The sequence below is a fragment of the Prosthecobacter sp. genome (assembly GCF_044222345.1).
In the GTDB taxonomy this organism is placed as follows: Bacteria; Verrucomicrobiota; Verrucomicrobiia; order Verrucomicrobiales; family Verrucomicrobiaceae; genus Prosthecobacter.
Genome location: NZ_JBGANL010000004.1, coordinates 122,205 through 148,941, shown reverse-complemented (window position 1 = coordinate 148,941; position 26,737 = coordinate 122,205). Strand labels below are relative to the sequence as shown.

Here is a 26,737-nt window from a genome sequence, read left to right as displayed (position 1 = left end):
GTGACAGTGGTCCTCAGCTAGTTTGAAACTCGAACATCTCCAGGTATTCAGGGATGTGAGTGGGCCATCCGAGCTTGGTTTCTATTTCGGTCTGTAATCCGGCCATTCCGTCATCCTCGCCATGCACGATGAAGGTCTGCCGAGGCGCGCGTCGGAAAGTGCCCAGCCAGCGCATGAGGTCGCTCTGATCACCGTGAGCGGAGAGGCCTGAAACAGAGGCAATTTCTGCCCTCACAGGAATGAACTGCCCGTGCATCTTGATTTCCTTCGCCCCGTTCAGCAGCAGGCGTCCGCGAGTGCCTTCGGCCTGGAATCCGACGAGCAAGACGGTGTTTCGACTGTCGGGAAGACGGCGTGCGAGATGATGAACCACGCGACCTCCCGTAGCCATGCCGCTGGCGGAAATGATGATGGCTGGCGTGTGTAGGAAGTTGAGCTGTTTGGATTCTTCAGGCGACCTGACGAAGTGAGCCTCATTGCAACGCAGCGGGCAGCAGTCACCGGCTCCCATGGTCAGGTCGATTCTGAGGTTCTGCTCGCGGCCAAACTTGCAGTAGAGCGCGGAAGCATCCACGGCCATCGGGCTGTCGATATACACCGGCAGTTTCGGAATGAGTTTCGCATCTTCGAGGCGGCGGACGTGATACAGCATCGTCTGCGTCCGTCCAATGGCGAAGGCAGGAATGACGATGCACCCGCCGCGTTCCACGGTGCGATTGATGATGGCGGCGAGTTCGATTCGCATATCCCCGGCGGAATGGAGGCGATTGCCATAGGTGGACTCGATGAACACATAGTCAGCCTCGCCAGCAGGCTCCGGTGCATTCATCACCTCATCCGTATAGCGGCCCAGATCACCCGAGAACCAGAGACGCGTTCCGTCCATTTCGATCTCCAGACTGGCGGCACCAAGGATGTGCCCGGTGGGATGATAGCGGAAACTCAGGCCCGCACCGGCTCCACCCTTGTCGCCGAAGTCCACCGTGCGCAGCAACGGCAACACCTTTCGTCCGTCCTCCGAATTGAAGAGCGGCAGCGGCACGGCATGCTTGGAGAAGCCCTTTTTAGCGGCATATTTGGCATCCTCCTCCTGGATGTGGCCACAGTCCGGCAGCAGCAAGGCCAGCAGCTCGGCTGTCGATGGTGTGCAGTAAATCGGTCCGGTGAATCCTTCCTTGTGCAGTCTGGGCAAATACCCGGAGTGGTCGATGTGTCCGTGCGTGAGGATGACTTGGTCAATCTCACTCGCTGCAATCGGCAGCGGCTCCCAGTTTCGCTCGCGCAACTTTTTCAATCCTTGGAACAGCCCGCAATCAATGAGCGTGGTGCCACCCGAGGTGCGCAGCAGATATTTTGAGCCGGTGACGCAGCGTGCGGCACCGAGAAATTGGACGGATGGTTGGTTGTTCATGAATTCACTCGGGGAAGAGGTTGATGCACCTGCTTAGCGCAGCATTCGTGCGGCGCTGCCTCGGACCCACGGCAACAGGACTCTGGCTTGCAGGTGCATTCGTAGTCGGGCGATTGGAAGCGCTGCAAAAGCCTGGCGACGAGCTTCTGAGGATCAGCGTCGTAGATTACTTCCGAGCCTGTTTGCTTGCTCAGGGTGTCCACGAGTTGCGGGAGGACGTTGGTGATGCCACCCGTGCCAGTAAGCACGCCGATGAGTTTGCCTTCTTCATAGGCAATGGCGAATTCACCCAATGTGCCACAACGACCTCCCACCAGGAGAATGATGTCGCTGCTGCGGATATTGATGAGTTCCCGTCCCATCAAACCGAGGCCGGTGTAAACCATCACGTCATATTCTTTGTAGGGCGAAGTAAAGGTGCCGATGTGCTCCCTGAGATGCACGGCCGGTGAAATGCCCATCGAGTTGCCTCCCATCTCTTTTGCTCCAAGCACCACTTCATGCGGCATTCCCGGGCATGCACCGGTGAGCACACAACAGCCCTGCTCCGCAATGGCACGCCCGAGACTGCGGCATTGCTTGATGATTTCAGAATCGCTGATCTCGGCAGCAGAACCCATGACGCCAATGCGGATTTGCGCCCCGGTTGCCATATTCCTCGCGCAGGTTGAATCGATGCTTGGGTGAGATGTGCTCATGTTGTTTCCAATGTGTTTGTGGTTGCCGACACTTCTTCGCTCCGTGCGAGTCGCTGCTTGCGCTGCCATTTCCACTCCTCGATGGCGCAGAACAGGCAGGGAACGATGAACATGGTGACGAGGCTCACGGCCATGCCACCGAGGGAGGGCAGGGCGATGGGCTGCATGATGTCGGAGCCGCGACCGGTCGTCCAAAAGACGGGCATGAGGCCAAAGACAGTGGTGGCGATGGTCATGAGGTTGGCGCGGATGCGTTTCAAACCGGCCTGGACCACGGACTCGCGAATGTCGGCGACGCTTTGCATCTCCTTGTTGTCGAAAATGTCCTCCAGATAGGTGGAGAGCACGACGCTGTCGTCATCCACCACGCCGAGCAGCACGAGGAAGCCCACCCACACGGCCACGGAGAGATTCGCGCCCCACAGCGGCAGCAGCAGGAAACCTGCGGCCAGCGAGACGGCGACATCGAGGAAAATAACCGGAGCGATCCACTTGCGCCGGAAACCGAGGTAGAGCGACACGAACATGATGGCAATGCAGATGGGGACGAGGAGCTGCATGCGCTTGGTGGCGCGCACTTGGTTCTCAAACTGGCCGCTCCATTCCCAGTAGTAGCCGGCGGGGAGCTTGAGGCGTCCGTCCTTCAACGCGGCTTGTAGCAGACGTTCGGCGTCTTCTACCACGCTGACTTCGTCGCGGTCGCGTGTGTTCATGGTGACGTAACCCACAAGCAGCCCTCGCTCGCCTTTGACCTCTTGCGGACCAAGCACACTCTTGATGGTGACAACTTGAGCGAGCGGGATCTGCGCGCCGCTGCTGGTGGGGACAAGGATTTTCTCCAGCTCGGGGATGTCCTCGCGGAACTCGCGCAGATAGCGCACGCGGATAGGGTAGCGCTCGCGGCCCTCGACGGACTCCATGAGGTTCATGCCGCCGATCGCGACTTCGATCACGTCCTGCACGTCGCGAATGTTGACGCCGTAACGGGCGATGCGGTCGCGGTCGATGTGGAATTCGAGATACGGCTTCCCGACGATGCGGTCCGCTACAATGTCGGTAGCGCCGGGCACCTCCTTGAGAAGTGAGTCGATTTGCAGACCGATGCGCTCAATCTCCTTTAGATCGCTACCGTAAATCTTCACGCCCATCATGGCACGAAAGCCGGTCTGGAGCATGATGAGGCGCGTCTGGATGGGCTGGAGAAAAGTCGGCAGCACACCGGGAATGGCGGTCTTTTCCTGCAACTCGGTGAGGATCTCGTTTTTGGTGATCTGACGCTCCTCCGGAGCGAGCCACGCCAGCGGTGCCTTGAGCCAGCCGGGCCAGTTTGAAAACCATCGCTGCACTGGAACTCGACGCCACTCGTCCTCGGGCTTCAGGATGATGATACTCTCCATCATGCCGATGGGCGCGGGGTCGAGCGCGGTCTCAGCACGACCGAGCTTGCCGACGACGCTTTCCACTTCGGGCACGGTGGCGATGGCCATGTCCTGCTTCGCATTCACCTCGATGGCGGTGCTGAGGGCACCCTGGGGCAGCAGCGAGGGCATGTAGAGGAATGATCCTTCATCCAGCGGCGGCATGAACTCGCGCCCAAGGCCTGGCACGATGCGAGTTTCCGACACAACAGTCAGTCCGCTGCTGGCCTCGTCGCGTGCCTCGGCTTCGGTCTGTTTGCGCCAAAGCATGCGGCGGCTGGGCGCTTCGTCACCATGGCGGATTTTCTGCCAGCGCAGCTCACCCAGTTGCACGCGCGGTTCATCGGCACCGAGGTTCGCTATCCACTCGACGGGCTTCAAGGTCACGCCGATGCCGAGCCAGATGCTCATGCCGACAAAGAAGATCACCGCCGGGGCGATCATGAAGGTCTTCTTGTGGTCGAGCACCCAGCGCAGCGCCGGGACATAAACGCGTGAGATGCCGTGTGAGACCGGATTTTCCTCCATCGGCAGGAAGCGCTCGCGCGTCATGCGCACGACAGCCAGCATGACAATGACACCGACCACAACGGACATCGGCCAGCCACTGTAATGCGATCCTGCCATGGCCCACATGAAAATGGCGTGCGAGGCGAACACGGAAGCGATGCCCATGCTGAGGGCAATCTTCCACACGGTGCGGCGCGACCATTTCACCGGCTGGAACAAGTAGTAGCAGATGAGCGGCACCACAGTAAGCGCGAGGATAACGCTGGCCCCGATGGCGAAGGTCTTGGTGAACGCGAGCGGACGGAACAGCTTGCCTTCCTGACCGGTGAGAAAGAAGACCGGGATGAAGGAGACGAGTGTGTTCGAGACGGCGGTGACAATCGCGCCGCCGACCTCCGTCGCGCCGTCATAGATCTTCTGGAAGTGGCTCTTCTTCGGATCTCCGGTGGCGATGTGCCGGTAGATGTTCTCCGTCATGATGATGCCCATGTCCGCCACGTCCCCGATGGCGATGGCGAGACCGGCGAGCGACATGATGTTCGAGTCCACGCCAAAGGCGAACATGAGGATGAAGCAGAGACAGACGGACAGCGGCAGCGTGACGAGCACCGAGGCCGTGCTGCGCAGATGCAGCAGGAAGATGAGAATGACGATGCAGGCCATCAGCGCCTCCTCGCTGAGCGCGTCTTTGAGCGTGTCGATGGTTTCGTTGACGATGTCCGTGCGGTCGTAAAACGGCACCACACGCACCTTCGAGATGCGACCGTCGGCAAGCGTCTTCTGCGGCAGGCCGGCTTCGAGCTGTTTGAGCTTGGCCTTCAGGCGCTCGACGACGTGCTGCGGGTTTTCGCCGTAGCGCATCAGCGCCACACCGCCCACGGCCTCGATTCCCGCCTTGTCGAGCGAACCACGGCGGAAATCCGGGCCGAGCGTCACGGTGGCGACGTGCTTGATCTGGATCGGCGTGCCTTGTTCCTGGCGGATGACGACTTTCTCCAAATCCTCTGTCGATTTGATAAAGCCGACACCGCGGATGAAGAACTCCAGGCCGTTTTTCTGCAGCACCTTCGCGCCAACGTCGATGTTCGCCTTCCGCACGGCCTCATACACGTCAAACAACGTCACGCGTTGCGCGCGCAGTTTGTCAGGATGCACGTCGATCTGATACTGCTTCACAAAGCCGCCGATGCTCGCCACCTCGCTCACGCCTTCGACGGCATTGAGCTGATAGCGCAGATACCAGTCCTGGATGCTGCGCAGTTCGGCGAGATCGAAACCCTCGCCCTCGACGGTATACCAAAAGACCTGGCCGAGCGCCGTGGCATCCGGCCCCATGACCGGCACGACATCCGCAGGCAGCCGCTGCTGCGCGATGTTCATGCGCTCGATCACGCGAGAGCGCGCCCAGTAGTAGTCCACGTCGTCTTTGAAGATGACGAAGACCATCGAGAAGCCGAAGCCCGACATGCTGCGGATGGTCTTCACACCAGGCGTGCCGGTGAGGCTCGTGGTGAGCGGATAGGTGACCTGATTGTCCACATCCTGCGGCGAACGGCCGGGCCAGTCGGCAAAGACGATGACCTGCTTCTCGCCGATGTCGGGGATGGCATCGACGGGCATGTTTTGCACCGCGTAGTAGCCGCCGCCGACCAGCGCGAGCATGAAAAGAATGACCAGGAAGCCATTCTTCAAGCACCAGCGGATGAGAGCAGTAGTCATGGCCTAGTGTTTATGCTCGACAGGTTTTGGCGCGGCATGGCCTTCATGGCCTGCGGCTGGGGCAGGTGCGGCGGCGGGTTTCGGTCCGGTGCCACCACCATGCTGCTGATGGCCAGCGGCGGGTGCCTGGCCTTTTGCGTAGAACAAACTGGGCAGTCCCTGGATTTGAAACTGGCTGTCGAGCAGGAAATTGCCACGCACCGCCACCTTCTCGCCTTCCTTCAATCCGGCGAGCACGGGATAAAAATCACCGGCACGCGGGCCGAGCTTCACCTCCATCGGCATGAACTCACCTTGCGCATGCTCCACATACACGAGCTTGCGTATGCCGCTGTCGAGCACGGCGGCGATGGGCACGGCCAGCACGCTCAATTCGGCATCGGAGGGCTTGGTTTTGCCACCGGGGATCACGGTCAGCGCCATGCCGCAACGCGGACATGCCCCGGCCTGCGCTTGTAGAATCTGCGGATGCATCTGGCAGGTGAACTGGCCGCCGAGGCCCGTCGGCGCGGCTTTGCCATCCGCCAGCACCGGCACGCGGATGGTGGCGCTGACAAACATGCCGGGCTTCAGCTTTTGATCGGTGTTGGCGATGTTCACGAGCACTTTCACCGTGCGGCTTTCTTCCGTGAGCACGGGATTGATGAACCAAATGCGGCCGGTGAACGATTCGCTGGGATAAGCCTCCGCCTGGATCGTCACGGCCTGCCCCTGCTGCACCCAGCCCAGCTCGGACTCGTAGATGTCGAGATAGACCCACAAGGACTCCAGGTTCGCCAGCTTGTAGAGCATTTCGCCGCTTTTCACCATGGCCTGCTGCACGGCCATGCGCTCGGTGACGGTGCCGTTGATGGGCGAGAACAAGGTGACGCGCTCGCTGACCTTCCGCTTCTGCACCAGATCATCCACCTGCTCCTGCGTCAGGCCCCAGCGCAGCAGTTTCAGCTTTGAGGCTTCAATCAAGGCGTTGTTCGCTGGACCTTCGAGACCCACCAGCAGTTCCTTCTGCGCGAGGACGAGGTCGGGGCTGTAGATCTCCACCAGATGGTCGCCCTTCTTCACCTGCACGCCGGTGAAGTCCACATAGAGCTTTTCGATGTAGCCCTCGACGCGGCTGTTGATCACGGCGAGCGCGGACTCGTTGTATTGCAACTTGCCGACCGCGCGAATTTCATGCGTGATCTGGCGGCGCTCCACGGGAACAGTTTGAACGCTCGCCATGGCGCGGGCGTGTTCGGAAAGCGTGAGCATGGCCTCCGGCTCCGGGCTGATCTGGCCTTCCTCTTTTTTTGGCGCTGGTGCCGCTGCTTTGGTGAGGATCAGCGGCATCGAACAAATTGGGCACTTGCCCGACTTTGGCAGCCGCACCTGCGGATGCATGGAGCAGGTCCAGACTTGCCCCCCAGGAGCAGGCGACCCGGCATCATCGCAGCTCAAGCTGACAAACAAGAGTGCTCCCGCGATGCTGGCGAGCAAGATACGATGGATGGATGAAGCGGACATGATATTACCTCCTGGTTGGATCGAGAATAGGAGCGCCCGACGGCGGCACGCCCATGACTTGCAGTGACAGATCGGCCAGGGCCAGCTCGCGCTTGATGCGCGCCTCGACCTCGGCCAGGCGGAACTCCAGCAGCGTGCGCTGGGCATCAATCAGGTTGATGAAATCCGTGCCGCCGGTTGAATAGCCCGAGCGCGCCACATCCAGCGATTGCTTCGCCTTCGGTAACAGGCTGTTTTGCAGCAGCGTCAGCAGCCGGGTGCTTTCGCGATACTGGTAGCTCTTCATCGCCACCTCCACGGTCAGCGTGAGCCGTTCATTGGAGAGCCGGGCTTTGGATGCGCCTTCCAGATGGCGAGCGCCTGCGATCTCCGCCGCGATCTTGTCGCGCCAGATGGGCAGAGTCATGCCACCGGAGGGGCGCACCATCACGGGCGATGCTTTCACATCCGCCTCCACGCCAAGGGCGAAATCCGGCAGACGTGTCTTCCTCGCCACGACCAGCGCCGCCTCCGCACGCCGCACATCGGCCTCCATGGCTTTTAATCGCGGATTCCGCGCCAGCGCCACTGCCAGAATTTGGTCGCCACTGGTGGAAAGGGGTGAGGATGGCAGCGCGCGAGGCAGCGGGGGTGTCGAATCATCCGCGCCGAGTCCGAGCGCGGCCTTGAACTGCGTCACGAACCACTGCCGAGAGTCGCGCAGATTCGTCAGCTCGGTTTGCAGCCGCTCTTTTTCCATTTGCGTGCGCAGCAGATCCTGCAACGTGCCCTTGCCAACCTCTGTGCGCGATTGCGCGAGCTTTTCGAGGTCTTGCAGCAGCGTCACCATCTCCTGGTTCACACGGATGCGCTCATCCACCAGTCGCAACTCATACCACGCCTTCTTGAAACCGTAGGTGACTTGCAGCACCGCCGTTTCAAACTGGAAATACTTCATCCCGCTCTCCGCCGTGGCCGCATTCGCCGCCGCGCGTAGTTTGCCCGGCCCCGGAAAATCCATCATCAGCCCCGGCATCAGCGTCATGATGACCTTCGTGATGTCCGTCTCAAACGTCAGTCGTGGATCAGGCAACGAACGCTCGCGGGTGATCTTCTCCACCGAAGCCAGCCATTCGTAATACGCCGCCTCGACCTGCGGATGCTTGTAGATGGCGTAACGGACAAAAGTCTCGGGCGATGCGCCGCTCTTCAGTCGCGGCAGGCTGGGCGCTGCCTCTGCCGGGCGATACTTGCTCAGCACCTTCTGCACCTGTTCCCGCGAATCACGCTCGCCCGAGGTCTTGATGCCGACACAGGCGGCTGAAAAGCCACAGGCCGCTGCCAGAATGATGCGGGCGACTCGCCCCGACGCCCGGCCATGTGTGTGATCATTTGTCATATTGAATCAACGCTGCATTCAGGATCTTCAGTCATCACCATTGGGTATCATGGCAACCAAGTGACTTTTGTAACATAATCAGGACCAAACAAAGGGTTGTGAGCACTCACGGAAACTCTCATGCCGGGCTTGAGCGACTCCATTCCGAACTTGCCGCCTGAATAACCAAGCCTCACCCAACGCAACCAGCGCAAAACATGCTGATTGCCTTCTTTATCGATGATTACTAATGTTCGCGTGGTCGCATCGACTTGGCGGACCATGCCGATCAAGTTGGCTCCAGGGTGTCGTCCTGCAGCTGTGCTAACTGGCACAAGCAAGGTGTTCAGCAAAATGAAGAGGAGAAATTTGTGGATCGTGCTCATGTATGAGAATATTCAAGATTCTGGAATCAGTTTTCTGCTTGTTTGGTGAAAGGTGCCACCAGCAGCTCCTCTCTCTGCTGATGACACCCGACTCCACACACACCAAACACGATGGGGTGAAAATCTGCCATCTCTTCGGCTAATGTAATAGTTTCGGTCACAGCAACCTCCCTTTGCCACCCGCCATGTTCGCACCTCCCGCGCCACCAAAGCCGCTGGGAGACCGTGAGCTGGCATCCGAGTGAGGTGTTGGAGCCATCTGGCACGAAGAAAGAATTAGCAATGTCAGCGCACCGAAGGTGCAGATAACTGGCCGCAGAATAATCGTGTTCATATTGGGTTTCCGGTTTTGATCGCTTGAGACAAGAGCTTTGCGTTTGATGCTGCTCTATAAACATGAACCCCGCACACTGAGCAAACCCTCAAAGTCGCAAGAAATGCGCATTTCAGCGCAAGATTGTGCTGGTTCGAGATTACCTTTTGGTGTGTTGGTGGTAGGGCTCTTTTCACAGGACGTCATGTTTGATTGCTATGGCTGTCGGTGGCTGGTTCCTGACCAGAGTGAATAGCGAGGGGCGAAAAGATGTTTCCGGCAGCGCGTTCGAAATCCGTTCGCAAATGATATGCATCTCATTCCCGGTCACCTTGGTTCTATGCTTGCCTGCTGCTCAATCTTTTGCTGCAAGGCTAAGCATGCGGCGCAGGCTTGATTGCTTTTTTGGCAGGAGAAGGCAAAAAGCGTTGCCGTCGGGCCGGTTGGACAATCCGCCCGGAACGCCTATCATCGGCTGAAAATTCAAGGACAGCCCGGCGGCGTTTTTCTAAGGCACTCTGAAAATTCTGAAACAATCGGCTTCTCGTGAGTTCACGGCTCGGCGATTCGCTTCGACTCTTTCATTCATGAATGGAGCTCTGCATTGAGCTTGGTTGTGATTTGCGCAATACAAACTGCTGATCAATGCAGGATCACAAAGCTGCCGTCGGGCCGGGCATACGCGGCGGCATAGCCCCACACGGGGAGCTTCTCGCCATCGCCGGAGTCGGTGACGCGGCCCTGGGCATCCAGCACGTCCCAATGCAGGATTCCAGCTTTGGACCAGCCGGAGCCTATGACGCTGGTGATGAGGGTCTGGCCTTTCGTGTTCTGTGTGAGCACAGGATGCTTGGCATTCTTCGGCCCAATTCTCTGCGCGGTAGTGGCATCCATGAGGCCGGTAACGATCTGGCCGTCATTCTCCCAAGCGGCACGGAGACTCTGCGCGGCGGGCATGAGGCTGGCGCTGCTCATGGGGCACATGGCGACTTTCCAGTCGTCGAGTTTTCGGAGAGTTGCGCGGCCAGCTTTGCTGGTGATGAGGTGCATGCCGCGTGAATTGGGCGATGTGGCGGCGCGGTAGAGAACGCTGAGCGTGTCATCACTGCCAAGATGCGCCCGCAGGGAGCAGCAGGCACAGACGCCGGGCTGGGTGGCGTTCAGAGCAGCAGGTGCGGAGAAAGTGCCACCGTCATCGGCGGAATACCGCACCCAGACAAGACGGCTGCGCTCATCAGAAGCGCCTGAGGGTGCGGCGTGCCAGACGACGGCGACATGGCCCTTGTCGTTCGCTGCGATGGAGGCACCGCCATCGAGCGCCGTTGTTTCACCCAGCAGGTCTTGCTGTGGCATGAACTCGCGTGCTCCGGGCAGCAGGCGGGCATGGAGCAGTGGGGCCTGGGCTGCTTTCGCACCCTTTGCGTTCGTGCTGCCGTTCCAGATGACCTGAAGGCTGCCTTCTTTTCCAAGCGCAATCTGCGCCCCTCTGATCGTCCCGGCGGCGATGGCGGAGCGCGGCACGCTGTTCACTGTCGTCGGCGCAGACCACGCGCCCCCAGCAGCGCTTCGGGTGGCATGGCGGATGTCGCAGCCTTTTGGATCGCCTTTTAAATAAACCACATGCACCAGACCGGCACCTGTCGTGATGACCTGCGGCTGAATGCCAGATTCGGGGAGTGATTCAACCTGCACCTGGGCCTTCAACGGTGCGATGAGCAGGAGAACGAGAGCAAAAAGGTGTTTCATGATGAGGGAAACGTGCTGGTTTTGATCAAAACAACAGACTGGCCAGGGGATCATCCGGCCAGTCTCTCACATACGCAAGTGGAGGCGGATCAGTGCTGCCCGCAGCTCGCGCAGTGGGCCTTAGGCGGTGCGGGAGTTTTGCTGGCGCAACTGCTGAGGGCGAGGGCGGCACCCCCGATGATCAAGATCGAACAAAGAAGTTTTTTCATGACAGGAAGAAGTAAAAAGTCGGTGGCGGAGGTCTCTTATTTCTTTTCCGCCGCTTTCACCTTGGCGACGAACTTAGCGGCATCTTTGTGGAAGTCCTTCGTGCAGGATTTGCAGCAGAGATACACGTCAGTGCCTTCGTGGGTGACTTTGACAGCTTTGCCCATGGTGCCGAGGTCTTCATCGGAGACGACGCACTTTTTGAGTGGGTAACTGGCGGGCACGCCTGCATCGGCGGCGGAGAGGAGGCCAGTGCCGAGGAGCAGGCTGGAGAGGAGGGCGAGGGTGAGTTTCATGATGGATTCAGTGTTTGGGTTTGTGATTGTCCAAGGGGCGGACGGAGGGTGCAACTCCGACGGAAGGCCAACCCCTCTATTTTTTTTAACGTGGCGACGGCTAAAAATGAAAAAGCCGCCTGCGAGGTGAGTCACAGGCGGCTCCGGGAGCGTTCAGCGTGTTTAGTGCTGAGTGCAGTGACGCAGAGCGCCGCCGCAGGATTTGCACACATGCTTGGTGAGGCTGCCGGTCTTCATCATGGCGATGACCTGGTTTTCGCAGTCGGGGCAGGACATGCGGCTGGCATCACGCAGGGTGACGATGCCTTTGTTGCCCGGCCCGTAACCTGTGAACGGTGCTTTGAAGTGGATGGTGCCGCACTTGTCGCAGCTCACGGCGGCGGTGGGGGCGGTGGATGGAGCCTGGCAGGACGCGAGGAGCAGCGTGCCGATGGCGGCGAGTCCGAGGAGCGAGGTGCGGATGAGTTTGGTTTTCATGGTATGGATGCGTTTGGTTTGTGTTTGGTTTTCGGAGCGAGTGACTGACCCGCCCTCATGGTCTGCAACTCCACGTCCGTGAGAACCACTCCAGCTTCACAATCCGCGCATCATGCAGCGCAAGATCAGCACATCACAGGCTGGCATCGAGCATCTGACGAAGCATCTGGCGTGCTCGATAAACACGCACCTCCACCGCTTTGACGGAACAGCGCAACGTCGCTGCGATCTCGGCCTGGCTCATCTGCTCGACGGCAAACAAAAGCAAAGCCTCCCGCATTTCATCGGGCAGTCGTGCGATGGCCTTGTTCACCAGCGCGGTCTTTTCATTCAGCGAGGCGGCATCGTCCGGTGTGGGTTGTGGATCGACCGGATCATGCGTGAGATCACCCGCCTCATTTTCCATCGGCACGGTGGGATGTCTGCCTTTCCAGCGGGCATGGCTGCGGGCCAGATTTGAGGCGATGTGAAAGAGGTAGGTCGAGAAGGCGGCTGCCGGCTTGTAGCTCTTTCGGCTGGTGTAGAGGCGCACAAAAGTTTCCTGCGCGAGATCGGTGGCCGTGGCATGATCTCCGACCATGCGGAGCAGGAAGGAGGCGACGCGATCCCTCCAACGGTGCATCAGCTCGTTTAAAGCCAGATCCTCTCCCGCAGCGAGCTTCTGCATGAGCTGGATGTCTTCATCGTCTGGGTAGCTCATGAGCGGCACGCGTGGTTAATGCCCGTGGCTGACGGATTCCGCAGCCGAGCCGATGACCTGCGGCAGCATGGCATCGAGATACTGACGTGCCTGGGTTTCTGACATGACGCCTGCTGTCTGATGCAGGTGGCGCAAGAGAGCCTTCTGACATTCGACGTGAACGGCAGCCTGCTCCTGCAAGGCGGCATCAAGCTCCGGCGTGGACAGGTTTCCTTGAGCGGCGAGGTGGCTGAGCTTTTTCCTGGCCGCCATCACTTTCATGCACATGGCCTCGCAGGTGGGTTTGTAGGCGAGGTGCAGGGCTTTGACTTTCTCAAACTGGGCGTCGTCGAGCTTGAGTTCCTGGTGCAGCCATTCCAGTTCGGGCAGCATCGTCTCCCCGTCGTGCGTGGTGGCGTCCAGACCAGCGCCGCACTGGCATTGATTGCGCGTGATGAAAAAGGCCGCCGTGGAGGCTGCCACGGCAAGAAGGAGAATGATCAGTCCGCGTTTCATTGCTGAGCAGTGAGATGCGCTGGATGCAGCGGATTGATGGAGGCGAAGTAGGCGGTGCGCTGTGCGGATGCGCTGCTCTCTCTCACGGTCAGACCACCAAGACTCGCGCCAAAGACAAGCATCACCGCAATGACGGCGACAGCAGGCGCGGGCCTGGAAATCCAGAGAAACAACGCCTCCGCGATCTCACGCCATCCGCCAAGGACGGACGCCGGGGAAGCCACCGAGACACGTTCCCAGACCTCGCGATTGAAAGAGGCTGGCAGTTCCATTCTGGGGTGGGACTGGCGGATGAGGTAGTCGAGTTCGTGATCGTTCATGACGCAGAAAGATGTCGGATGATGGGTGAAAGTTCAACCCGCCAGGTCATCCGATGCCTGGAGGGCTGGAAGGGTGGTTGGACCCTTAGTTGGCGCACTGCTGGCGCTCCGTTTTGTTGCAGTTCTTACCAGCGTGAGGCATCGCGCAGCCGGTGTTGCATTCGATGCTCTTGTTCACCACGAGGCCGTTCTTGATGCCGCTGCTGGAGTAGCGCGTCTTGGTCTCGCAGCAGGACTTGAACGCAGGCTTGGCGGGGGCGCTGGCCTTGGGGGTGGTAAAGGCCGGAGGCAGTCCTTTCCAAGGATTGGCGCTGGCGCTGGTGGAACTGAAGCTGACGACAAGGGCGACAGCGAGGAGGGTGAGTTTCGTTTTCATGGTTGTATTTGGTTTGGTTGGACGCGGAGTTGTGCGTTCATGCAGTGCAACTCCACGCCCCAACAAACCCCTCTGGTTTTCTGCAAAATATCTCACGCGGTTGAATAGCGCGGCGCGAGAACCGTCGGAGTACGCACTGCCCGCGTTCAAATTTTCCGGGCAGTCATTCAACCCGTCAAAAAAACATTCCATGAAGTCATTCACGAACCTCTCACGCACGGCCACCGTCACGGGTGCTGTGCTCGCCCTGGCGCTTGTCGCCGCCTTTGCCATGCCTGCACAGGCCGCCTATGTGGCCGACAAGGCCACGTCCACCGCACGCGCTGCGGTCATGCATCTGTGCCAGCGTTTCTGCGGCAATCATCACCATCATCACGGCCACCGCTGGTGCGGTCATGGTGAGGATTACTGGTGCCCTGGGCATTGAGCTTCGGCTCAATGCTTGCCTTCGCTTTTCTCCATCACCTTCATGAAGTGCGCACCGTCTTCGGGGGACATCAGGCGGCTGATGTCTTCATGATGACGGTGTTTTTCGTCTTTGCTGCGTGTGGGCTTGATGCTGAAAGGGCTGCCGTTGCCGTGGAAGTCGAGTTCGATCTGTTTGATGCGCTCGGCTTGCTCGTCGCTGATGTGGTAGGTGGTCTTCCATCCTTCGACAGTTTTGGCAATGGAGGCGGTCTGCTGGCTGATGGAGGAAAAGTGCAGAACTAGAGCCGGAACTGCGAGGAGCAGGATCGGAATGCCGATGAGCATGACTTTGTCACGCGAGGCCAGGGTGGTCGGCGCGGTGGCGGCTTTCTTTTTGGACAATCGTTTGCTCACAAATCACGCGGGTTGAGGTTTGTAGCGCCGCTGAGCAGCCGGAGCGCGTTCATGATGACCAGCAAGGTAGCGCCGGTGTCAGCGAGGATGGCGAGCCACAGGCTGGTGTGGCCGGTGAAGGCGAGGATGAGAAAGATGGCCTTCACGATGAGAGCAAAAGCGACGTTGAACTGGATGATGCGGAGCGTGCGGCGGCCTAACGAGATGGCTTCGGCCACGCGGGTGAGATCGTCCTGCATGAGGGCCATGTCGGCGGTCTCGATGGCGGTGTCGCTGCCGATGGCTCCCATGGCGATGCCGACACTGGCGAGGGCGAGCGCTGGGGCGTCATTCACGCCGTCGCCGATCATGCCGACGTAGTGATGCTCGGCCATGAGACGGCGGATGTGCTCGATCTTTTGTTCGGGCATGAGGTCGCCATAGGCTTCATCAATGTCTGCGGTGCGGGCGATGGCATCGACGGTGCGCTGATTGTCGCCGCTGAGCATGACCACGGTGCCAATGCCGCTTTCATGGAGAAGGGCGAGCGCATCGGCGGCTTCGGGGCGCAACGTGTCGCCAATGCTGATGATGCCGAGCGCCTCACCGGCGCATCCGTCATGCGGGGTGTGTCCGAGGATGGCGAGGGATTCGCCCCGGTTCTCGATCTCCGACAGGCGTGCCTCGATCTGCGGAGAACAGACACCGAGTTCGTGGGCGAGCTTGTGATTGCCGATGAAGTGCGGGTGACCTTTGATGACGGCGCTGGCACCACGCCCGGTGATGGAGAGATAATCCTCAGCAGGTTCAGGCGTGATGCCGCGCTCAATCGCGGCCTCCACCACGGCCTGGGCAAGCGGATGAGTGGAATGAATGTCGATGGCGGCGGCACGACTCAGGACTTGATCCGCCGTGAGCGTGCCGAGGGCGATGACTCCGGTGACGCGGGGTTTCCCCTGCGTGATGGTGCCTGTTTTATCCACGGCAAGGGCACGCAGCCTACCCACGGCCTCCAGATAAGCGCCGCCTTTGATGAGCACGCCGCGACGGGCCAGCGCAGTCAGCCCGGAGACGATGGATACCGGCGTGGCAATGACGAGCGCACAGGGGCAGGCGATGACGAGCAAGACCAACGCACGATACGCCCACTCTGACCATGCGGCGCTGGTGAGCAGCGGCGGCAGCAAGGCCACGAGCAGTGCCACCACGAACACGGCGGGTGTGTAGATAGCGGCGAACTTGTCCACAAAGCGCTGCGTGGGAGCTTTTTGCTCCTCGGCTTCTTCGACGAGCTTGATGATGCGGGCGAGCGTGGAGTCGGCGGCGGCTTTCGTCACCTGCACGATGAGCGATCCTTCACCATTGATGGTGCCTGCAAAAACGGTGTCGCCAGATTTTTTGTCCACAGGCACGGATTCACCGGTGATGGGTGCCTGGTTCACACTGGAGCCGCCTTCGAGGACTTTCCCATCGAGCGGGATGCGTGCGCCGCTGCGCACACTGATCTCCGCGCCCACGGGCACCTGCTTCACATCGGTTTCGACCAGTCCGCCATGTTTGCCCCGCATCAATGCCGTTTCCGGGGCGAGCTTGAGGAGGGATGCAATCGCACGCCTGGCCCTGCCGACACTCCACGACTCTAGCAGCTCCGAAAGGGCGAACAAAAAGACCACAGCGGCACCTTCTGCACCTTCACCGATCAGCCACGCGCCACTCACGGCCACGGTCATGAGCACGTTCATGTCGAGCCTGGCTTTTTGCAGTGCCTTGAATGCGGCGGGGAAGACCAGCAGGCCACCAGACAAAGTGGAGAGCGCAAAGAGAGTCGTGTTGAGGGCGGAGGCTCCGACATGGAGAAAACGCAATGCCATCCCGAGCGAGAGCAGGACGCCAGAGGCGATGACAAGCGCGTTGCGTGGCAGCGGCGTTTCATCGTGACCGTGCTCGCACGAGCCGCAGGATTTGGATTCGGAGGGTTGGTTGTCTTGAGTGTTCATAAAATGCTCTAATTGCTCCCTTAGCTTGGTTCATTTTCATCTGGTTGGCGCTCTGACCGGGTTTTGACCCGGTTCCAGCCTGGGAAATGGTGCAAAGCCAGCAAGCCGTAGAGCAGCAAAGCGGTCAAAATGCCCAGCACATACATGCCAAAGGCGATGGCGAGGCCCACGGCGGCGGTGGCCCAAAGAGTGCCCGCCGTGGTCAGGCCTTTCAGCCGCCCCTGATCACGCAGGATGACCCCCGCGCCGAGAAAGCCCATGCCGCTGACGACTTGTGCCGCGATGCGGGTGTTGTCCGCCATGTTTGGGATGTGGGAGGAGACGAGGCCAAAGACACAAGCGCCGAGACAGACCGCCGCATAGGTGCGGATGCCGGCCTCGCGGCCATGCCGCTCGCGTTCCCAGCCGATCAAGCCGCCAAGGAATGTTGCCAGAAGCGCCTGCGCGGCCAGCATGAGTTCAATTTGCCAGTCCATGGATGTGTGGGATTGAAGGATTTGTCTGCACGGTGAAAAACCGACTCAGCAGGTGGCTAAAGCCAGGCGTATGAGAGGGCGTTACGAGATGGTGAAAAATCTGTGAGTGGATTGAATGGATGAGTGAGCACCGCGTCCGAATGACATGCCGCACATTCGCGGCGACGACTCCAAGCCAACACCCAACACCTCATGAAAACGTTCATCACCCTCCTGGCCGTCACCGCCAGCTTCGCCATCATCCCGCCTGCCTCGGTGCAGGCGGGAGATCATCACTCCTCCGGCCATGGCTCCAGTCATGGCGGTGGGCACAGTTCCGGGCATGGCAGCAGCCATTACACATCGAGCCACGGCAGCGGTCACTACACGCCAAGTCACGGCTCCAGCCATTACACTCCCAGCCACGGTGGCGGTCACTACACGCCAAGTCACGGCAGCTACGGCGGGCACTACAACAACCGGCATTATGTGCCAAATCCGGGTCATGGTTCCAGCCACGGCAGCAGTGGGGGGCACATCAGCCTGCCGGGATTCCATTTTGATTTTGGCGACCGTGGCCGTCACTAACAGGGAGTGAATGGGATCGCAAGATTCCAGCAAGCCCGCCGGAGAAAGAGAGAACTCCGGCGGGTTTTTCATGTCCGTTGGGAAAGAAGGATTCATGAGCTCAATTCGTGCCGCCCATGAGTTTTTGTATGCTGGGAGAGCTGTAGGCTTCACCGGCGAGCTTTCCGTCCACAAAGGCCCGCACACCCCAGGCATGGTAGCGGGTGCCGGTGGCTTCGATCACCTTGGAGCGTGCCCGCCTGCCGCTGCCGGTGCGGACGGTGTGGCGGGGTGTGAAGGTGAAGTTGACGGGTTTGGACTTGACGCTGGCAATTTTGCTTTGGGCCAGCTCCACAGTCTCGGTGCCACTGCCGTGCTTGATGACTTTGCCTGTGTCGAGGTTGTCGCCAAAGAAGGCCCATTCGAGCTTCACTGCGGCAGGCTTTTCGAGATGGAAGGCGGTGGCGGAGATTTCGAGCCAGCGGCTCTGCACCTCCTGCGGATCATTGCCCTTGGGATCGTTGTGCTCGCTCTTGGCGGCCACCTGGAGCTTGATGACGTTATCTGCGAGCGCCGCTCCCGTGGTGGTGAGCAGGATGCAGATGATGTGGGTGGTGAGCCGGCGGAGTGAACTCCCCCGGCGTTGGGTGGATGTGGTTGGTGTTTTCATGGTCTGTTTAGGGTTGGGAAAATTTCGGCCATGCCTGGATGGCGATGAGGGCGGCAAGGGCGGCCAGCAAAAAGCAGGTGAGATAGGCGGCACGGAGGCGCAGCACGGAGGCTGCCGCGTTGAAGCGCCAAACTCTGCGAAATCCCCACGCGCCGAGCGCCGCCGCCAGAATCAAGGTCAGGGCCAGACCGATGCTGAAACTGGTGGCGACGGCCAGACCGAGTACCAGTCGCCCGGATTGCAGACATGCCATGAGGATGCCCAAGGTGAGCGGACACGGCATCATGCCCGTCACCGCGCCGAGCAGGAGGATCTGCGCTGTGGAGGACCGCCGGACACGCTCCACCTCCTCGGTGAAATCTTGTGTCTCCGCGTTTTCATCAGCGACACCACCGCCCCAAATAGCCAGCGCCTCTGCTTTGCGGACGCTTTGCCGCGTGCGGATGAATATCCAGACAGCCACGCCTAAAGTCACCATGGCTGAAAGCATCTCAAAGTATGGCTGGAGGTGGCCCAGGTTCCAATGGCTGCCATAGTGGGACGCCATCATGGCGATGAGCCAGATCGTCAGGGTGTGCGTCAGGGCGGCGGAGATGCCGAGCAGAGTCGCCTGCCACATGCCTCCGCGTGTGGAGACGATCATGGAGGCCAGGACGGTCTTCGAGTGCAGCGGCTCAATGCCATGAACCACACCAAGCAGCAGCGGGGCCAGAAAGTACATCAGCCCTCCGGCGCTGCTCAAAGACTCGACAAGAATATTCATGGCATGGTGGGGTGAAATGCTGCGGTGCCTCGCCACGCGCTGTAGCAGACCAGCAGGAGGAAGATGAGGATGAGCGCCATGACGGTGACGGCGCTCCAGGTCGGGCCGGTGGGACGTTTCAGCACCGCCGCAAATCCTGAAACCCATCCGGCTACTGCGAGCAGAGGGCTGACAATGCGGCAGAGGATCAAGGCGATGATGTCGCCGATTTCTTCTCCAGGGCGGTGAGGATCAATGCCGCCTGTCACGAGGCCGGCGATGAAAAAAAGCAGTGACGATCCCGCCAGATAGACCGCTGCTTTCGCCAGCAAGAGCTGTAAGGATGGAGACTTTTCGTTCATGGCGTGTGAGGGAGCAGGAATGCGGACGTGGAAGTTCATGGGCGGCTGGCAAAATGGCAGGCGGACTTCGGTGCTCCGTGGAGGACGACTTTGATGGATGAGCCAGGCGGTGGTTTTGAAGCGAGCGAGACGAAGTAGCGCGAATAGGAGAAGCCTATGCGTCTTCCCGATGGAAGTTCGCGTGGCAGATAATCCACAGCGCTGCCTTCGATAGCTTCTCCTCGCGAATTGAGCAGGACGACATCGACATGGGAGCCTGCCGGTGGATTGAACAAGGAATGCCGACCTACGAGTCCGAAGACCATGGTGCCAGTGCCGCTGCTGCGGACGTGGGCTGAAACAATGGTTCCACCCTCATCTGAAACCTTCTCCACACTGACAGGTAGTTCCCTGCGAGCACCACCGAGCGCAAAATCAATCAGCCCATCAGAACGTTGCGCCTGCTGCCAGACAGTAGTGGTGCATGAGGAGCAAACCAACAGCACGCTTATGGCAAGCAAATGAAAGGCTAGTGAGGTTGAATTCATGACGTTCAGGGCTTGAGCGAAGGCGCGAGCAGCACGATCTGGCGCACGAAATCCGGGCCAAAAAGGGGACTATGCAGGTTGATCTGAACCCTCATGCCGGGTTTGAGATGAGCAGGCAGCGGTTCCACCTCTGCGTGCCAAAATCTGGCCCATTCGGAGTAAACGAACTGGCGCACGCGGCCGCCATCCTGCTCGAAGGTGATCCAGCGGGTGGAGTGATCAACGCTTTGGACAACGCCGGTCATCGTGGTGCCCATCGGGCGAATCGCGCTGGCGGTGGATGGCAGCCAGAAACAAGCGAGGACTGTTAGAGTGAAAAGTACAAGGCGGTGTTTCATGGTCGTGGTGCCGCACAGCCAGCAGCGCCGCCCTCACGGTGGGACGGCGCTGTGGCATGACGCGGGCGAGTGAAGGGTTACTTCTTTTCCTCCTTCTCATCGCCGTGCGCACAGGTGCAGGCGTATTCCTTGTTCTTGCAGGTCGGGCAGTCGTTGAGGTTCAGGTTGAACTTCTCGGTCACGGCTTTCTCACCGGCCTTGGCCTTGATCTGCACGACTGTGGGCAGATCAGCGCCTTCAGGGATGGCTTTGTCGGAGATGAGCTTGTCGCCGTCTTTGGTGAAGCTCAGCTTGGTGGGAGCGGAGCGGTCGCCGAGGGTGACGCTGATGACCTGCGCTCCAGGGGCGACGACTTTCATGTCGTCATCAATGAAGCGGATTTCGACCTTCTTGTCTTTGTTCACGAAGAACTCGACGTGGGGTTCCACTTCGGTGATGAGCTTGCCGCCAGTGGGGCCGGCTTTGGCGGCGTGTTCGTGGTCATGCTTGTCTTTGTCCGCAGCGGTGGCGGTGAAGGCGAGCGCGAGGGTGAGCAGGGTGCTGAGCAGTTTGGTTTTCATGGGGTGCGGTTGTCTATTGTTTGGTTTTGGTTCTGTTTTGCCTGGGTGCGGCGGCGTGTGTGCCGTCGCGACTTCGGTAAATGTTAATGCGAGGCAGGTGCGTCGAGTTCGATAGCCTTGGCGGCGGCTTTGCGGCCGATGAGCCAGAACATCGCGGGCGTGATCGCCATATCGAGGAAGGTGGAGGAGATGAGGCCGCCGACGATGACGACGGCTACGGGATGGAGGATTTCTTTCCCTGGCTGATCCGCTGCGAGCACGAGCGGGATCAAACCGATGCCTGCGCTGAGGGCGGTCATCAAAACGGGCACGAGCCTTTCCAGTGTGCCGCGTATGACCATCTTCTTTGTGAAGCCCTCGCCCTCATGCTGCATGAGGTGCAGGTAGTGGCTGATCATCATGATGCCATTGCGAGCGGCGACACCGCCGACGGCGATGAAGCCAACCAGCGTGGCGATGCTGATGTTGTTCAGCTTGAAGTAGGTGAAGGCTAGGCCGCCCATCAGTGCGAGCGGGATATTCACGAGCACCTGGAGCGCGAGCGATGCACTGCGGAAGTAGCCGAAAAGCATGAGAAACACGGCGACGAACACGATGGCCGAAAACACGACGATGCGCTGCGTGGCCTCTTTTTGCGCCTGAAACTCACCCTCGAAAGTGATGAAGTAGCCTTCTGGCAGCGTGACTTTCTCTTTCACCTCGGATTGCAGCCTGACGACGAGATTCGAGACATCTCTCACAGTGGGCTTGATGCCGAGTGCGAAACGGCGCTGGCTGTTTTCGCGGAAAATGACGTTCGGCCCCTTCGCCTCGCGCACATCGGCGACGAGTGACAAAGGTATGCGCTGAGTGTGCTGACCGTCGCCGTTGTCTTCCATCTCGACAGGCAACTCAGCGATTCTGTCCGGTGAATCACGCCACTCGACCGGCAGGCGCATCACCAGATTGACGCGTCGCTGGCCTTCTCGCAGTTCGGCCATTGACTTGCCACCGATGAGACTGGAAAGCTGCTCATTGAGCTTGCCGGGGGCAATGCCGTAGGCTTTGGCACGATCACGATCCGGCTCAATGCGGAGTTGCGGGATGGAGGAGGTTTGATCGAGCTTGCAGTCCTCAAAGCCGGGAATGCTCTTTGCCACAGTTTGAATCTCGATGCCGATTTGGCGGAGCTTATCGAGATCAGGGCCGAAGACCTTGACGGCCACCGGCGCGGAAACACCGCTCATCATGTGGCCGATGCGATCCGCCAGCGGCCCGCCGACCACAGCAAAGACACCTGGGACGCTTTTGATCTTCTTGTTGATGTCATCAAGGATGGCCTTGCGATCTCGGCCCTTGGTTTTGCTCTCCCCCTGCATCTCGCGGAAGTCCACATCGAACTCGGCGGTGGAGACGGGCACCACATGGTCGCCACGCTCGGCACGCCCGAGACGACGCCCGACTTTGCGCACCTCCGGCACAGTGAGGATTTGCTGTTCGATCACGTCGGAGATTTTGTTCATCTCGTCCAGCGAAGTGCCCGGCGCGGTGGTGGCGGCGATGAGCGCGGTTTCCTCCTGGAACTTGGGCAGGAAGTCCTTGTTCATCTTTGGATACAAAGAGAAGGCGGCGATGAGCATCACCACGGCGAGGGTGAGCACCATGAGCGGTTGATTGAGCGCAAACTTCAACAGCGTGTGCTCCAGCAGCCACTTCATGCTCCGTGTGATGAAGCCGTCCTTGTGCTCGTGGCCTTCTTTCGGATTCAGCAGCATGGAGCACAGCACCGGGATGGCGGTGAGCGAGACGATGAACGAGGCGATCATGGAGATGATCGTGGCGATGGCGATGGGCGCGAAGAGCTTGCCCTCGACTCCCGTGAGGCCCAGCAGTGGCAGGAACACGAGAATGATGAGCACCGTGGCGTAGAGGATGGAGTTCCGCACTTCACCGGAGGCCTTGGCAATGACCTTCAATCGCGGATGAGGCACAGGCAGAGCGGCGTTTTCCCGCAATCGGCGAAAGACGTTCTCCACATCCACGATGGCGTCATCCACGACCATGCCGATAGCGACGGCCAGACCGCCGAGGGTCATGCTGTTCACGCTGATGCCGAACCATTTGAAAATGAGCATCGTGATGCCGAAGGAGAGCGGCATGGCCATCAAGGTGATGAACGTGGTGCGGAAGTTCAGCAGGAACAGGAACAGCACGACAGTCACCATCACCGCACCATCGCGGATGGCCTCGGTGAGATTGCCGATGGCGTGATCAATAAAATCTTTCTGCTGGAAGAGCAGCGTGGTTTCGACGCCTTTCGGGAAGGTGGATTTCAATTCATCGAGCGCCTGCTGGATTTGCTCCGTGAGCTTCCGCGTGTCAAAGCCGGGAGCTTTGGTGATGGACATGATGACGCCGTAGGTCGGTGATTTTTCCGGGGCCTGGCTCACGGTGGCATCGCCACGCATGGGTTCGATGCCCCACACCACATTCGCCACATCGCCGATGGAGATGGGCCGGTCATTGACCTTCTTGATGATGGTGCGGGCGATGTCGTTCAGCTCCACGGTCATCGCTAGATTGCGCACCATGATCTCGGTGGGGCCGGTGTTGAGAAAGCCGCCTGTGGTGGTGTTCGCGGCCTCGGTGGCGGCGGTTTCCAGCTCGGCATAGGTCACGTTGTTCGCCTGCATCTTGAAGGGGTCAGGCTGAATCTCGATCTGCTTCACCCCGCCACCCATGTTGAGGATTTCGGCGATGCCTGGAATACTTTTGAGTCGGCGCATGACTGTCCAGTCAGCCAGTGTACGCACTTCTCGCGGAGGTAGGTAGCCGGGTTCGCCCTCTTTGATGGTGGAGCGCACGCCGACGAGCAAAATCTCGCCCATGAGCGACGCCACCGGCGTCATGAAGGGCTGCACGCCTTCAGGAAGCTGGCCGCGTGCTGCTTGCAGCCGCTCTTGGACGAACATGCGTGCCCGGTAGATGTCTGTGTCCCAACCGAACTCGGCATAGACGAGTGAAAGCGACACATCCGAGTTGGAGCGCAGCCGCGTGAGTCCTGCCACGCCCATCAGCGCCGTTTCAATAGGCTGGGTGACGCGCATCTCGACTTCTTCCGGCGCAAGGCCGGGAGATTCGGTCAAGATGATAACAGTGGGCTTAGTGAGGTCTGGCAGCACCTCCACCGGCAGCTCGGTGGCCGTCTTCATGCCCATCACCATGAGGATGAGAGACAGGCCGATGATGACCGCTCGATTGGCGAGCGACCAATGAATCATTTTGTTGAGCATGACTTACGCGGCCTCCTTGTTGATGGGTTTCACCGGGACTTCATCCTCGTCCTTGGCGCTGCGCTTTTTGCTGAACATGGAGATGAGCAGCAGCACGAACAAAACACCGCTGGCATACATCCAAAGCGGATTGCTGGGACTCTCGGTCTGCGGTGGCAGGCCAGAAGCGGCACGTTTCTTGGCTTCCATCTCCGCTTTAGCCTCGGGAGTCAGTTCTCCGCCATCGGCGGCATGTTCATGACCATGCGCGGCATCCAGCGCCTCTTTGAGCGAGACACTGCTGGCTCCGGCAAAGGAGAGTGAGTAAGCACCACGAGTCACCACTTCATCGGCCGGAAGCAGACCGCTGGTGATCTCGACAAAGCGGTCGTTCATCTCGCCGACCTGCACCTTTGTCTTCACAAAGGCGTTTGGCAGATCGAAGTCCTTCACATAGACGAAGCGGTTCGATGACTCACCCTGCAAGGCCGCACGCGGCACGCTGACCACATTCGCACGCTTGCTCATCACGATGGAAAACTCCGCCCGCATGTCCGCACGCAGCAGGCCGCCGGGATTCGTCAGGCGGAAGATAGCGTCAATGGTGCCGCTTTCCTTGTCCGCGCTGGTGCCGAAACGCAGCAGCTCGCCATCAAACTTTTCAGTCGGCAGTGCGGCCACTTTGATGTGTGCCACCGTGCCAGGCTTCATGCGCCCGGCCTGATGCTCAGGCACTCGCGCCATGGCATAGACCTCGCTCAGATCGGTGATCTCCAGCAGCGCGTTTTCTGGCTCCAAGGGATCGCCCAGACGTTTCTCGACACGCGTGATCAAACCTCCGAGCGGAGCTTTGAGCGTGATGACAGGCGGCGGATCGCCGGGCTGACGGCTCTCAATTTTCGCCACTTCGTCATCTTTTTTCACCATGTCGCCGGGAGCGACTTTCAGCTCCACCACACGGCCTGAAATGCGGCTGCTCACCGCCGCCACCTTGCCTGGAATGGATTCGATGCGTCCCAGCGAAAAGATGGTTTGCTCAAAGTCGGTTTCTTCGACCTCGACGGTTTCGATGCGGAGGTTTTTCACTCCGGTGTCATCCAGCACGACGGTATTGGAAGCGCGTTTGGTGTCTTCTGCGGCGTGGATGAAGCCGGAGTGGGTCAGGATCAGAAAGAGGGGGACAAAGGATCGTTTCATGTTCAATCGGGGAATGAGTTAGCGGCGTGTTGAGGAAGGGGTGGCGGGCTTGGCAGCGGGCACGATGGCGGGTGCGTGCTTACCGGTGGCGGCCTCGTAGCGGATACGGGCAAGGTGGAAATCACGCAGGGCATCCAGTGAAGCGGCCTCAAGCTGGAGCCTTTGATCCCGTGCTCGCAGCACGGAGAGCAGGTCGGCCTGACCCGACTCATAAGCCTTCTGCATGGCGGTCATCTGCTCCACTGCCAGCGGTAGAAGCGTGTCGCGTGTCTCACGGACGATGGAGGCATTCGTTTCCATCTCGCGGCGTGCAGTGCCAGCCTCGCCGTTGATTTGCACGGCGAGCGCTTCGCTTTCCAACCGTGCTCGTTCGGCTGCCGCCGCCTTTTCGGCGATCTCGCCCTGATTGCGATTCCAGAAGGGCAGCGGAATGGAAATGCGGAAGCCGACAAAGCCGGTGCGCTCACGCTGCGTCGTCGTCACATCCTGCATTTCGCGGGAAGCAAAGAACCCCGCAGTCACATCTGGCATACGTTTCGCTTTGGCGAGATCCTTGCCCGTCTGGGCGGCGGCGATCTTCGTCTGCGCGAGTTGGTAATCGGGCCGCATCATCCATGAGGACTTCGCGGGCAATGACAGAGCAGGCAGATCGCCTGAAATGCTCAACGCATCCTCCGAGCGCAAGCCGAGCATGGGCTTGAGCTGCCCGAGCAGGCTGACGCTCTGTGCCTCCAGCAAGCGTGACTCCACTCGCAGGCGTTGGGCGTCGAGCTGCACCTGTTTCGCATCCAAAGGAGACACCTCGCCCGCCTTGGCACGTCCGCTGGCAAACTCGGAGAGCTTCTGAGCCAGCTCCGTTTGCTGCTGCCGCAAGGCACGCTGCTTCGAGAGGGTGAGCAACTGCACGACCTGCTGCTGAGCATCGGAGATCAGCTTGCGCTCCACATCCCGAATCTCCAGCTCCGCTGCGGTGACGAGCTGGGAGGTGAGCTTTTTCTCCAGACTGAGCCTCCGGGTGATGGGGAAGGACTGGTCGATGGAAAAGACACCGGTCTGAGGGCTGACGTTGCTCTGGTTTTGGAAGTCGTAGCCAAACGTGGGATTCGACAGGCGACCTGAGCCGAGCTGCCGCCCACGGGCTTCCTCAATGGCGAGACGGGCCGCTTTGAGAGCGGGATGATGAATCCGCACGCGAGATGCGACCTCACCGAGGGATAACGAGAGCGCCGAGGCATGGCTGGCGCAGGTCAATACGAGTAAAAGAAATGGGAATGGTTTCATGGAAAAAGAGTTTGGAGAATTCAGGCATGGAAATCCCATGCCGGAAGGGGGACACAT

At 59.7% G+C, this 26,737-nt stretch carries 27 protein-coding genes; 2 read left to right on the top strand and 25 right to left on the bottom strand.

All coding sequences use genetic code 11. The features are described from left to right. Positions 1-13: 13 nt before the first annotated feature. The 13 genes from ACILSL_RS04330 to ACILSL_RS04270 form a co-directional block, all read right to left on the bottom strand. On the bottom strand, positions 14-1,411 hold the full coding sequence (locus ACILSL_RS04330; RefSeq protein WP_395730771.1) for an MBL fold metallo-hydrolase RNA specificity domain-containing protein: 1,398 nt from the start codon (positions 1,409-1,411) through the stop codon (positions 14-16). Beyond that, positions 1,408-2,109, bottom strand: coding sequence for a hypothetical protein (locus ACILSL_RS04325; RefSeq protein WP_395730770.1), 702 nt, complete (start codon positions 2,107-2,109; stop codon positions 1,408-1,410). Before ACILSL_RS04325 ends, ACILSL_RS04330 begins: the two co-directional genes overlap by 4 nt. Further along, positions 2,106-5,756, bottom strand: a complete 3,651-nt coding sequence (locus ACILSL_RS04320) for an efflux RND transporter permease subunit (RefSeq protein ID WP_395730769.1) — start codon at positions 5,754-5,756, stop codon at positions 2,106-2,108. Before ACILSL_RS04320 ends, ACILSL_RS04325 begins: the two co-directional genes overlap by 4 nt. A gap of 3 nt (positions 5,757-5,759) precedes the next feature. After that, complete coding sequence (locus ACILSL_RS04315; protein WP_395730768.1) at positions 5,760-7,259, bottom strand: efflux RND transporter periplasmic adaptor subunit; 1,500 nt, start codon at positions 7,257-7,259, stop codon at positions 5,760-5,762. A 4-nt stretch (positions 7,260-7,263) separates the two neighbouring features. Continuing rightward, positions 7,264-8,637 (bottom strand): TolC family protein, encoded by a 1,374-nt coding sequence (locus tag ACILSL_RS04310; protein WP_395730767.1) that lies wholly within the window; start codon positions 8,635-8,637, stop codon positions 7,264-7,266. 47 nt (positions 8,638-8,684) lie between these two features. Continuing rightward, complete coding sequence (locus tag ACILSL_RS04305) at positions 8,685-9,002, bottom strand: hypothetical protein (protein ID WP_395730766.1); 318 nt, start codon at positions 9,000-9,002, stop codon at positions 8,685-8,687. 955 nt (positions 9,003-9,957) lie between these two features. After that, positions 9,958-11,061, bottom strand: coding sequence for a hypothetical protein (locus ACILSL_RS04300; RefSeq protein ID WP_395730765.1), 1,104 nt, complete (start codon positions 11,059-11,061; stop codon positions 9,958-9,960). 245 nt (positions 11,062-11,306) lie between these two features. Next, a complete protein-coding gene (locus tag ACILSL_RS04295; protein ID WP_395730764.1) occupies positions 11,307-11,564 on the bottom strand; it encodes a hypothetical protein in 258 nt (85 codons plus the stop codon). Positions 11,565-11,726: 162 nt separating this feature from the next. Then, complete coding sequence (locus tag ACILSL_RS04290; RefSeq protein ID WP_395730763.1) at positions 11,727-12,041, bottom strand: hypothetical protein; 315 nt, start codon at positions 12,039-12,041, stop codon at positions 11,727-11,729. A 133-nt stretch (positions 12,042-12,174) separates the two neighbouring features. Further along, positions 12,175-12,741, bottom strand: a complete 567-nt coding sequence (locus ACILSL_RS04285) for an RNA polymerase sigma factor (protein WP_395730762.1) — start codon at positions 12,739-12,741, stop codon at positions 12,175-12,177. Between the two features lie 15 nt (positions 12,742-12,756). After that, a complete protein-coding gene (locus tag ACILSL_RS04280) occupies positions 12,757-13,236 on the bottom strand; it encodes a periplasmic heavy metal sensor (protein ID WP_395730761.1) in 480 nt (159 codons plus the stop codon). Then, complete coding sequence (locus ACILSL_RS04275) at positions 13,233-13,556, bottom strand: hypothetical protein (protein WP_395730760.1); 324 nt, start codon at positions 13,554-13,556, stop codon at positions 13,233-13,235. Before ACILSL_RS04275 ends, ACILSL_RS04280 begins: the two co-directional genes overlap by 4 nt. 85 nt (positions 13,557-13,641) lie before the next feature. Then, a complete protein-coding gene (locus ACILSL_RS04270; protein WP_395730759.1) occupies positions 13,642-13,932 on the bottom strand; it encodes a hypothetical protein in 291 nt (96 codons plus the stop codon). Between the two features lie 190 nt (positions 13,933-14,122). Here ACILSL_RS04270 and ACILSL_RS04265 point away from each other — a divergent pair, with 190 nt between their 5' ends. After that, positions 14,123-14,359, top strand: coding sequence for a hypothetical protein (locus ACILSL_RS04265; RefSeq protein WP_395730758.1), 237 nt, complete (start codon positions 14,123-14,125; stop codon positions 14,357-14,359). Between the two features lie 8 nt (positions 14,360-14,367). Here ACILSL_RS04265 and ACILSL_RS04260 read toward each other — a convergent pair whose 3' ends face one another. From ACILSL_RS04260 to ACILSL_RS04250, 3 genes are read right to left on the bottom strand one after another with little or no spacing between them, the layout of a single operon-like run. Then, complete coding sequence (locus tag ACILSL_RS04260; protein ID WP_395730757.1) at positions 14,368-14,754, bottom strand: hypothetical protein; 387 nt, start codon at positions 14,752-14,754, stop codon at positions 14,368-14,370. Further along, entirely contained in the window at positions 14,751-16,730 is a 1,980-nt protein-coding gene (locus ACILSL_RS04255) for a heavy metal translocating P-type ATPase (RefSeq protein WP_395730756.1), read from the bottom strand. The genes ACILSL_RS04260 and ACILSL_RS04255 overlap by 4 nt, the downstream gene beginning before the upstream one ends. 20 nt (positions 16,731-16,750) lie before the next feature. Beyond that, the gene (locus ACILSL_RS04250) at positions 16,751-17,206 is read right to left on the bottom strand and encodes an MgtC/SapB family protein (protein WP_395730755.1); all 456 of its coding nucleotides are present in this window, start codon (positions 17,204-17,206) and stop codon (positions 16,751-16,753) included. A 192-nt stretch (positions 17,207-17,398) separates the two neighbouring features. Here ACILSL_RS04250 and ACILSL_RS04245 point away from each other — a divergent pair, with 192 nt between their 5' ends. Next, positions 17,399-17,773, top strand: a complete 375-nt coding sequence (locus tag ACILSL_RS04245; RefSeq protein WP_395730754.1) for a hypothetical protein — start codon at positions 17,399-17,401, stop codon at positions 17,771-17,773. A gap of 100 nt (positions 17,774-17,873) precedes the next feature. Here ACILSL_RS04245 and ACILSL_RS04240 read toward each other — a convergent pair whose 3' ends face one another. From ACILSL_RS04240 to ACILSL_RS04200, 9 genes are all read right to left on the bottom strand, one after another. Next, positions 17,874-18,422, bottom strand: a complete 549-nt coding sequence (locus tag ACILSL_RS04240) for a hypothetical protein (RefSeq protein ID WP_395730753.1) — start codon at positions 18,420-18,422, stop codon at positions 17,874-17,876. A 7-nt stretch (positions 18,423-18,429) separates the two neighbouring features. Beyond that, positions 18,430-19,185 (bottom strand): hypothetical protein, encoded by a 756-nt coding sequence (locus ACILSL_RS04235; protein ID WP_395730752.1) that lies wholly within the window; start codon positions 19,183-19,185, stop codon positions 18,430-18,432. Beyond that, positions 19,182-19,526: a hypothetical protein gene (locus ACILSL_RS04230; RefSeq protein ID WP_395730751.1), complete on the bottom strand. Its 345-nt coding sequence runs from the start codon at positions 19,524-19,526 to the stop codon at positions 19,182-19,184. The genes ACILSL_RS04235 and ACILSL_RS04230 overlap by 4 nt, the downstream gene beginning before the upstream one ends. A gap of 35 nt (positions 19,527-19,561) precedes the next feature. Next, entirely contained in the window at positions 19,562-19,831 is a 270-nt protein-coding gene (locus ACILSL_RS04225; RefSeq protein WP_395730750.1) for a hypothetical protein, read from the bottom strand. A gap of 227 nt (positions 19,832-20,058) precedes the next feature. Beyond that, on the bottom strand, positions 20,059-20,391 hold the full coding sequence (locus ACILSL_RS04220) for a hypothetical protein (RefSeq protein WP_395730749.1): 333 nt from the start codon (positions 20,389-20,391) through the stop codon (positions 20,059-20,061). Positions 20,392-20,468: 77 nt separating this feature from the next. Further along, entirely contained in the window at positions 20,469-20,951 is a 483-nt protein-coding gene (locus ACILSL_RS04215; RefSeq protein WP_395730748.1) for a hypothetical protein, read from the bottom strand. A gap of 83 nt (positions 20,952-21,034) precedes the next feature. Continuing rightward, positions 21,035-24,223 carry an efflux RND transporter permease subunit gene (locus ACILSL_RS04210; RefSeq protein WP_395730747.1) on the bottom strand — a complete coding sequence of 1,063 codons (3,189 nt, stop codon included), beginning with the start codon at positions 24,221-24,223 and terminating at the stop codon, positions 21,035-21,037. A gap of 3 nt (positions 24,224-24,226) precedes the next feature. Further along, positions 24,227-25,399: an efflux RND transporter periplasmic adaptor subunit gene (locus ACILSL_RS04205; protein WP_395730746.1), complete on the bottom strand. Its 1,173-nt coding sequence runs from the start codon at positions 25,397-25,399 to the stop codon at positions 24,227-24,229. Positions 25,400-25,417: 18 nt separating this feature from the next. Continuing rightward, entirely contained in the window at positions 25,418-26,680 is a 1,263-nt protein-coding gene (locus ACILSL_RS04200; RefSeq protein ID WP_395730745.1) for a TolC family protein, read from the bottom strand. Positions 26,681-26,737 lie beyond the last annotated feature (57 nt).